General features: G+C 62.0%; 7 protein-coding genes. 2 read left to right on the top strand and 5 right to left on the bottom strand.

Annotated features, from left to right (window positions below):
• The 4 genes from AUR66_RS10925 to AUR66_RS10910 all read right to left on the bottom strand — a co-directional run.
• Positions 1-535: Gfo/Idh/MocA family protein (locus AUR66_RS10925; RefSeq protein ID WP_197409745.1), on the bottom strand; the 535-nt coding region annotated here is incomplete at its 3' end.
• Positions 536-573: 38 nt separating this feature from the next.
• A complete protein-coding gene (locus AUR66_RS10920) occupies positions 574-1,677 on the bottom strand; it encodes a DegT/DnrJ/EryC1/StrS family aminotransferase (protein WP_058572451.1) in 1,104 nt (367 codons plus the stop codon).
• A complete protein-coding gene (locus AUR66_RS10915) occupies positions 1,674-2,249 on the bottom strand; it encodes an N-acetyltransferase (protein ID WP_058572450.1) in 576 nt (191 codons plus the stop codon). The genes AUR66_RS10920 and AUR66_RS10915 overlap by 4 nt, the downstream gene beginning before the upstream one ends.
• 182 nt (positions 2,250-2,431) lie before the next feature.
• Positions 2,432-3,019 (bottom strand): metal-dependent hydrolase, encoded by a 588-nt coding sequence (locus AUR66_RS10910; RefSeq protein ID WP_058572449.1) that lies wholly within the window; start codon positions 3,017-3,019, stop codon positions 2,432-2,434.
• Between the two features lie 335 nt (positions 3,020-3,354).
• Here AUR66_RS10910 and AUR66_RS10905 point away from each other — a divergent pair, with 335 nt between their 5' ends.
• Together AUR66_RS10905 and AUR66_RS10900 are read left to right on the top strand one after the other, a co-directional pair.
• The gene (locus tag AUR66_RS10905) at positions 3,355-4,434 is read left to right on the top strand and encodes a DUF354 domain-containing protein (protein ID WP_058572448.1); all 1,080 of its coding nucleotides are present in this window, start codon (positions 3,355-3,357) and stop codon (positions 4,432-4,434) included.
• 174 nt (positions 4,435-4,608) lie between these two features.
• Positions 4,609-5,667 carry a glycosyltransferase family 4 protein gene (locus AUR66_RS10900; protein ID WP_058572447.1) on the top strand — a complete coding sequence of 353 codons (1,059 nt, stop codon included), beginning with the start codon at positions 4,609-4,611 and terminating at the stop codon, positions 5,665-5,667.
• Between the two features lie 148 nt (positions 5,668-5,815).
• Here the strand turns inward: AUR66_RS10900 and AUR66_RS21950 are convergent.
• The coding region (locus AUR66_RS21950) for a glycosyltransferase family 2 protein (protein ID WP_231727839.1) at positions 5,816-6,580 on the bottom strand (765 nt) is incomplete at its 5' end.

Below are 6,580 nucleotides of genomic sequence, written 5' to 3'. Positions count from 1 at the left end.
ACTGTTCGTCTGCTGCACTCGTCGCTGCGAGGTTGGTAATCTCCGAGTCGACGAGCGAGAGGACGACGTCGATGTCGTGAATCATGAGGTCCATGATGACTCCATCGCCCACGGCACGGTTCAGTGGCGGACCGAGTCGATTCGCCGTGATGGCGATAGGTTCGACGTCGTCGAGGATTTTCTCGAGTGACCGAATCGCGGGGTTGAAGCGCTCGATGTGCCCTATCTGGAGGGTCACACCTTTCCACTCGGCGAGAGCTACGAGCCCTTCTCCCTCCAGTATGTCGTCGACGAACGGTTTCTCGACGAGCGTGTGGACGCCCGCTTCGATGCACTGTCTCGTGATTGGTGCGTGGTACGGCGTCGGAACGGCGACGGTGACGACGTCGACTCGGTCGAGCAGTTCGTCGATGGTGAACGCCTCGGTGCCAAAGTCTTCGGCGACTGCGGTGGCACGCTCGTTGTCGGCGTCGGCGATGCCGACCAGTTCGACACCGCGAAGTTCGGAGTAGACTCTCGCGTGATTGGTCCCCATGGCTCCGACCCCGATGACGCCGGCAGCGACGGAGCGTCTCACGTCGTCACCTCCAGGTAGTTTCCGACTGTCCTGCCGACGCGTTCGACGTCCTCTGTACTGAGTCCGGGGTGAACCGGGAGTGAGAGGACGCGCTTTGCGACCGACTCGGCGACAGGTGCGGACACCGAGAGGTGCTTGTAGGGTTCCTGCTCGTGGACGGGCTTTGGGTAGTACACGCCCGTTCCGATGTTGTTCGATTCGAGGTACGATTTGAGCGCGTCCCGTTCGACGCCGTCGCACTGGACGGTGTACTGGTGGAAGACGTGCGTTCTGTCCGGTGGCGTGACTGGTGTCGTGACTGGAGCATCTTCGAGGTACTCCGTGAGTGCGGCGGCGTTCCGCTGCCGCGCCATGGTAAACTCGGGGAGTTTTTCGAGTTGGGCCCGTCCGATGGCGGCGGCGATGCTCGTCATCCGGAAGTTGTGACCGACCTCCCCGTGTTCGTACCCAGAGACACGGCCGTGGTCCACGAACCGAGCGGCGCGTTCTGCGACGTCGGCGTGGTTCGTGGTGATTATCCCACCCTCGCTCGTGGTCATGTTCTTCGTCGGGTAGAACGAGAAGCACGCTGCGTCTCCGAACGACCCGACGCGCTGGCCATTGACTTCGGCCCCGTGCGCCTGCGCGGCGTCTTCCACGAGGAGGAAGTCGTAGGTCTCTGCGAGTTCCGTGAGTCGGGTCATGTCGGCCGGGAGGCCGTACAGGTGGACGGCGATGACTGCATCGACCTGTTCGCCGCTCCGAAGTCGCGCTTCGAGTGCGTCCGGGTCGATGTTGTACGTCTCAGGGTCGATATCGACGAACCCCACGTCCGCGCCAGTGAACGTGACGGCGTTGGCCGTCGCGATGAACGTGAAGGGCGTCGTCAGCACGCGGTCACCCGGGCCGATGCCGAGTGCGTGGAGTGCGGCGTGGAGGGCAGTCGTTCCGTTCGACGTCGCGACACCGTGGTCGGCACCACAGTAGTCCGCGAACTCTCGCTCGAAGCCTCGAACTTCGGGGCCGTCGGCGATGATGCCACTCTCTAAGACCGTCGCGATTCGGTTCTTCTCTTCCGCACCGAGTTGCGGTGCGGCGATGGAAATGTGCTCGTCAGTCATCGTCCAATCTCGTTGTCTCCTGTGAGTGGTTCTGGCAACTCGCGATGCACGGCGGGTGCACCGACTGCGAGTGTGCGCGGCGGTACGTCGTCTACCACGACGGCACCCGCGGCGACGAACGCTCCCTCGCCAATCGTCACCCCCGGCAAGAGTGTCACGTTCGCGCCGATGGAGGCGTTGTTCTCGATGGTGGGCCCAACGAGTTCGGCGTCGGTGCGGACTGGATACGGGTCGTTCGTCATCACGACGCCCGGTCCGACGAAGACGTCGTCGCCGATGCGGGTGTTCGTGGGGATGTAGACGTTGGTCTGGATGCTGACCCGCGACCCGATGGTCGTAGTTCCGTCGACGACAGTCTCGGTTCCGAGGAGCACGTGGTCGCCGATGGTCGTCTGCTCTCGAACCAGGACGTTGTGCCCGGTGACGAAGTCGTCGCCGATGCTCACGTCGTGGTAGATGATGCTCCCGGAGCGAATCCGGGCGCGTGCTCCGATGACGGGGCGTTCACCGTCACCGTAGCCAATCGTGACGCCGTCGTCGACGTTCGATTCACTACCCAGTTCGACGCTCATCGACCGACACCTCCGGTGGGTCGGCCGTGAGTGAACGAGTGTGTCGCCTCGGCGGGGGGCCGAGTCGGCGGTAAAATTGTGGTCTTCATAGTATCTCGGCGGGGAGTCTGCCTGCCTTGCAGAAAATCAGTCTCGGTAATGGCTTTGTTATGGAGTGATTGCTCGCCAGTTTGGGCCGGTGGTTACCTCGTAACGCTCCGCCGAATCCCGTTCACAGAGCGCTTCACGAGACTCAAACCGGGCCGTCCGTCGGTGACCCACGCGAGGAAGGCACTCCCGAGCAAGAGGACTTCGAAGAGGAGGTACGCCCACGCCTCGGGGCGGCGGATGTAGACGAGGAACCGACTCAGGTAGTACCACGTCTGCGTGAACAATCCCGCTGCCGACGAGTCAGGGCCGTGTGAGATGGGCCACAGGAACGACTCCAGGGCACCGTAGTTCCCGAAGAAGAACCCGCTGTAGAACAGGTCTGCGGGGATGTGCGAGAGGTAGCCGAGGGCGAACGCGACACCGACCGTCGTCACCTCGAACCGCCGAGCGACGAGGACGACGAGAATCGAGAGCGGAATCGAGACGAAAATCGAGTGTCCCAGCGATATCCCACTCGGGAGGACGTCTAGCGACCACGCGAGCGGTTTGTCTACGAGGTCAGGAAACTGCGTTCCGACGAGAACGGCGAGTACGGCACGGCCATCCAGTGGCCGTTTCGCCACGCGCGCCCACAACGAGACGAGGATGTACCCGACGGCGACGTGTTCCCACGGCCACATCTACGTGTCTCCTCTGCAGTCTGTCGTCGAGTTCGTTCGAGGACGGGGAGAACCCACCGTGAACGCGCGCACGGTGGTGTGCGAAGTGTCTGTTGGGGACATGAGGGTGTTGCTGTAGACTGCTGCGCGTCGCCAGTGGCACAGTCCGCAGCACTCCGGTTCGGCGCGCAGCATCAGCGTCGTGAAACAGAAAGCCACTCGGTCGTTTTGTTATGGCGACTGTAACGGCCGAGTGCGCCGTGTCGGGCCGTTGGCGAGGTGCTACCTAATCGCCCGGTGATAGGTAGATGCTGAATAACTACTCCCTCCCGAGACGTTCAGTCTCGATAGAGAGTATGCGCTACCTGTTCTTCACAAACACGCCCGCCCACGTCCACCTCTACAAGTACGCCGTCAGAGAACTCCAGCGGCAGGGCCACGACGTACTCGTACTCGGTCGTGACTACGGGTGTACCACGGACCTCCTCGAGTACTACGACCTCCCGCACCGTATCTACGGGTCCTGTGGGACGACCAAGTACTCGCTGTTCACCTCACTGCCCTTCCACTACGCGAACATCTTCAGAGAAGTGCGTCGGTTCAAGCCGGACCTCATCTTCGGGATGGGCGGGTACGCTGCACACGCGGGAGCAGTGTCGAGGACGCCGGTCATCCTCGTCCTCGACTCCGAACCCACTTCCCTCGACCATCTCGTCTCCCGCCCGTTCGCGAAGGCGATACTGACGCCGCACACGTTCGGAAAAGAGATTTCGGATAATCACTACCAGTTCCGCGGGTTCAAAGAGACGGCGTACCTCCACCCCGACGTGTACGAACCCACTGTGGACATCCGAGACGAGTTGGGCCTTGGACCCGACGAGAAGTTCGTCGTCGTCCGGTTCAACGCCTTCGGGTCGCACCACGACGTTGGTCACCAGGGCTTCACACCTGACCGCCGTCGGGAACTGCTCGGGATGCTGAGTGAGCACGCGACTGTGTTCGTCCTCGACGAGAGCGAAGAACGGCGCGACGGCGACGGCGACGCCCGTTCGGTCGACTTCCACCCTGCGCTCGTTCACGACGTGCTCGCCGAAGCAGACCTCCTCGTCGCGGACACACAGACCATGGTCACCGAGGCGGCACTCCTCGGCACGCCGGCGATTCGGTCGAATTCGTTCGTCGGAGAGAACGACATGGGGAACTTCGTCGCACTCGAACGACACGGCCTCATCTCCAACCTCGCGTCGTTCGACGACGTGATGGAACGAGCAGAGACCTTGCTCACCGAAGACGGAACGAAAGAACGCTGGCAAGCCCGAAGAGACGAGTTCCTCGCCGACAAGGTCAACCTGACCGACGTCATCGTGCAGGTGGCGTTGAACTACGGCGCAGTCGAGACAGTCGGGTCGCTCTCGCGACACTCGGTTCCAGCGTGACGACTGGCCCCGATATCCTGTCGTCCCCGTCGGTCTGACCCCGACACCGAATCCGTTCTCGGGTGCGGGACATCCACGCAATACACACAGTCAAGCGAACCATAACTAACCTCCCGAGAACCCATCTTCTGGTACGGATCGACGCGACAGCGTCGCGTCTCGACGCTCCCTCTTATGAACGAACAAACGAAACTCCTCATCGTCGGCCCACGCGGGACTGGCGGCATCGACCAGTACATCACTGAACAGCGCCGGTACCTCGAAGACCGGATGGACGTCCGACTCTACACGCGCTACACCGCCCCGAAGGGTGAGGGTCTGGAACGCGCAGTCCGGATGATTCTCTCGTCGATTCAGGCGATACTCCTGTTTCCGTTCCAACCACGACCAGACATCGTCCACGTCCACTCCTCACACACGTACTCGTTCTATCGCTCGGCGTTCTTCGTCCTCTTTTCGGCGTACGTCTGGCGAGTCCCCGTGGTCCTCCACATCCACGGGTCGTCGTTCGACGAGTTCCTCGACACCGACTCACTGGTGGTTCGACGACTCCAGTCGCTCGTCTTCGACACTGTCGACGACGTAATCGTTCTCTCGGAATACTGGCGCGGACTCGTCGCCCGCAGGGCCGATTCGGACAAGGTCCACGTCATGGCGAACGCCGTCGAACCCGCCGAGTACGCGCCGACGTTCGAAGCAGACTCCGTTCACATCGTCTTCGTCTCGAACCTCATCGAGCGGAAGGGAATCGGTGAGTTACTCGACGCAATCGAGGCACTAGAGTCGATGCCGAATCTCTCGTTCGAGGTCAGCATCGGTGGCCGTGGTCCGTTCGCAGAACGGGCCGAAGCAGTCGCCGAGGCGTACGAGAACGTGGAGTACCTCGGGTTCCTCTCGGAGGAGGAGAAACGTGACCTCCTCAGCAGGGGGACGGTCTTCGTGCTACCGACGTACGCCGAAGGGCTCCCAATCGCGATGCTCGAAGGGATGGCCGGCGGGAACGCCATCGTGACCACACCCGTCGGGAGTATCCCCGAAGTCATCTCCGACGAGCGTGGCATCCTCGTCACGCCGGGTGATGCTGAAGAACTCACACAGGCGCTCGTTCGTCTCGTCTCGAATCCCGAACTGGCGGTCCAGATGGGTCGCAGAAACAGAGAACTCATCGAAGAACGCTACTCGTGGGAGTCGAACGCGAACGACCTCGTGGAGATGTACGCCCACGCGAACTGAGATTCTCCTCTCCTCTCCTCTCCTCTCCTCTCCTCCGTGCCCCACACGCTAGGCTCGTCGTACACTGTGCGAGAAAGAGCTAGCCCCACCGCCTCGCTCGAAATTTGGGCAAACGCACGCCGGTACCCGCCCAGCGTGGTTCCCGTCGTTACTGGATTCGCTTCGCCTCTCGGCCCTCTCGGTGTGGTTCTCCCGGCAACACCGACTCGTCCGCTGTTCTTTCGCTCGGCTGGATCACGGTGTCCGTCGAATCCACGACTTGCTGCAGGTGTTCGTTTGCTTTGTCGTCGAGGAGCATCGCACCGACGAGAGAGAGGACGCCGGCTAGCATCCGGAACGCGGAACCAGACGAGTGTTCTCCACCGAGGAGTCGACGGCCGATCCGGACGATTCCGGCGACGATACCAACCACACCGAGAACGTACATCCCGACGAGTGGGTGGGTGGCACCCGAGAGGTACTTCACGTCGAGTCGCCAGAGGAAGTCCTTCAGGAGGAGGAACGAGAGGCCCGGAACGAAACTCGAGTACCTGATTCCGCTTTCTTCGTCACCGTACCGGGCGTACATCGGCACTGTCGCGACTCGTTTCCCGGCGACGTTCAGGTTCACGAGGAGGTCGTTCAGGAACCCGTACTGGTCGTACAGACGGTCGAAGTCGAGGTCTTCGAGGGTCTCTGCCGAGATGGCCGTGTAGCCGTTCTGTGGGTCGCGGATGTGCCAGTAGCCACTGGCGATGCGTGTCAATCCTGACAGGAGGCCGTTTCCGAACAACCTCCACGTGGGCATCCCACGCCAGTACGACGGCCCGGCCAATCGGTCACCGACCGCGTAATCTGCGGTTCCGTAGACGACTGGGTCGACGATGTGTGTGAGGATATCGGGGTCCATCTGGCCGTCCCCGTCCATCACGAC

Source organism: Haloferax profundi, assembly GCF_001469865.1.
Taxonomy (GTDB): Archaea; Halobacteriota; Halobacteria; order Halobacteriales; family Haloferacaceae; genus Haloferax; species Haloferax profundi.
This window is presented reverse-complemented; position numbering and strand designations above follow the sequence as displayed.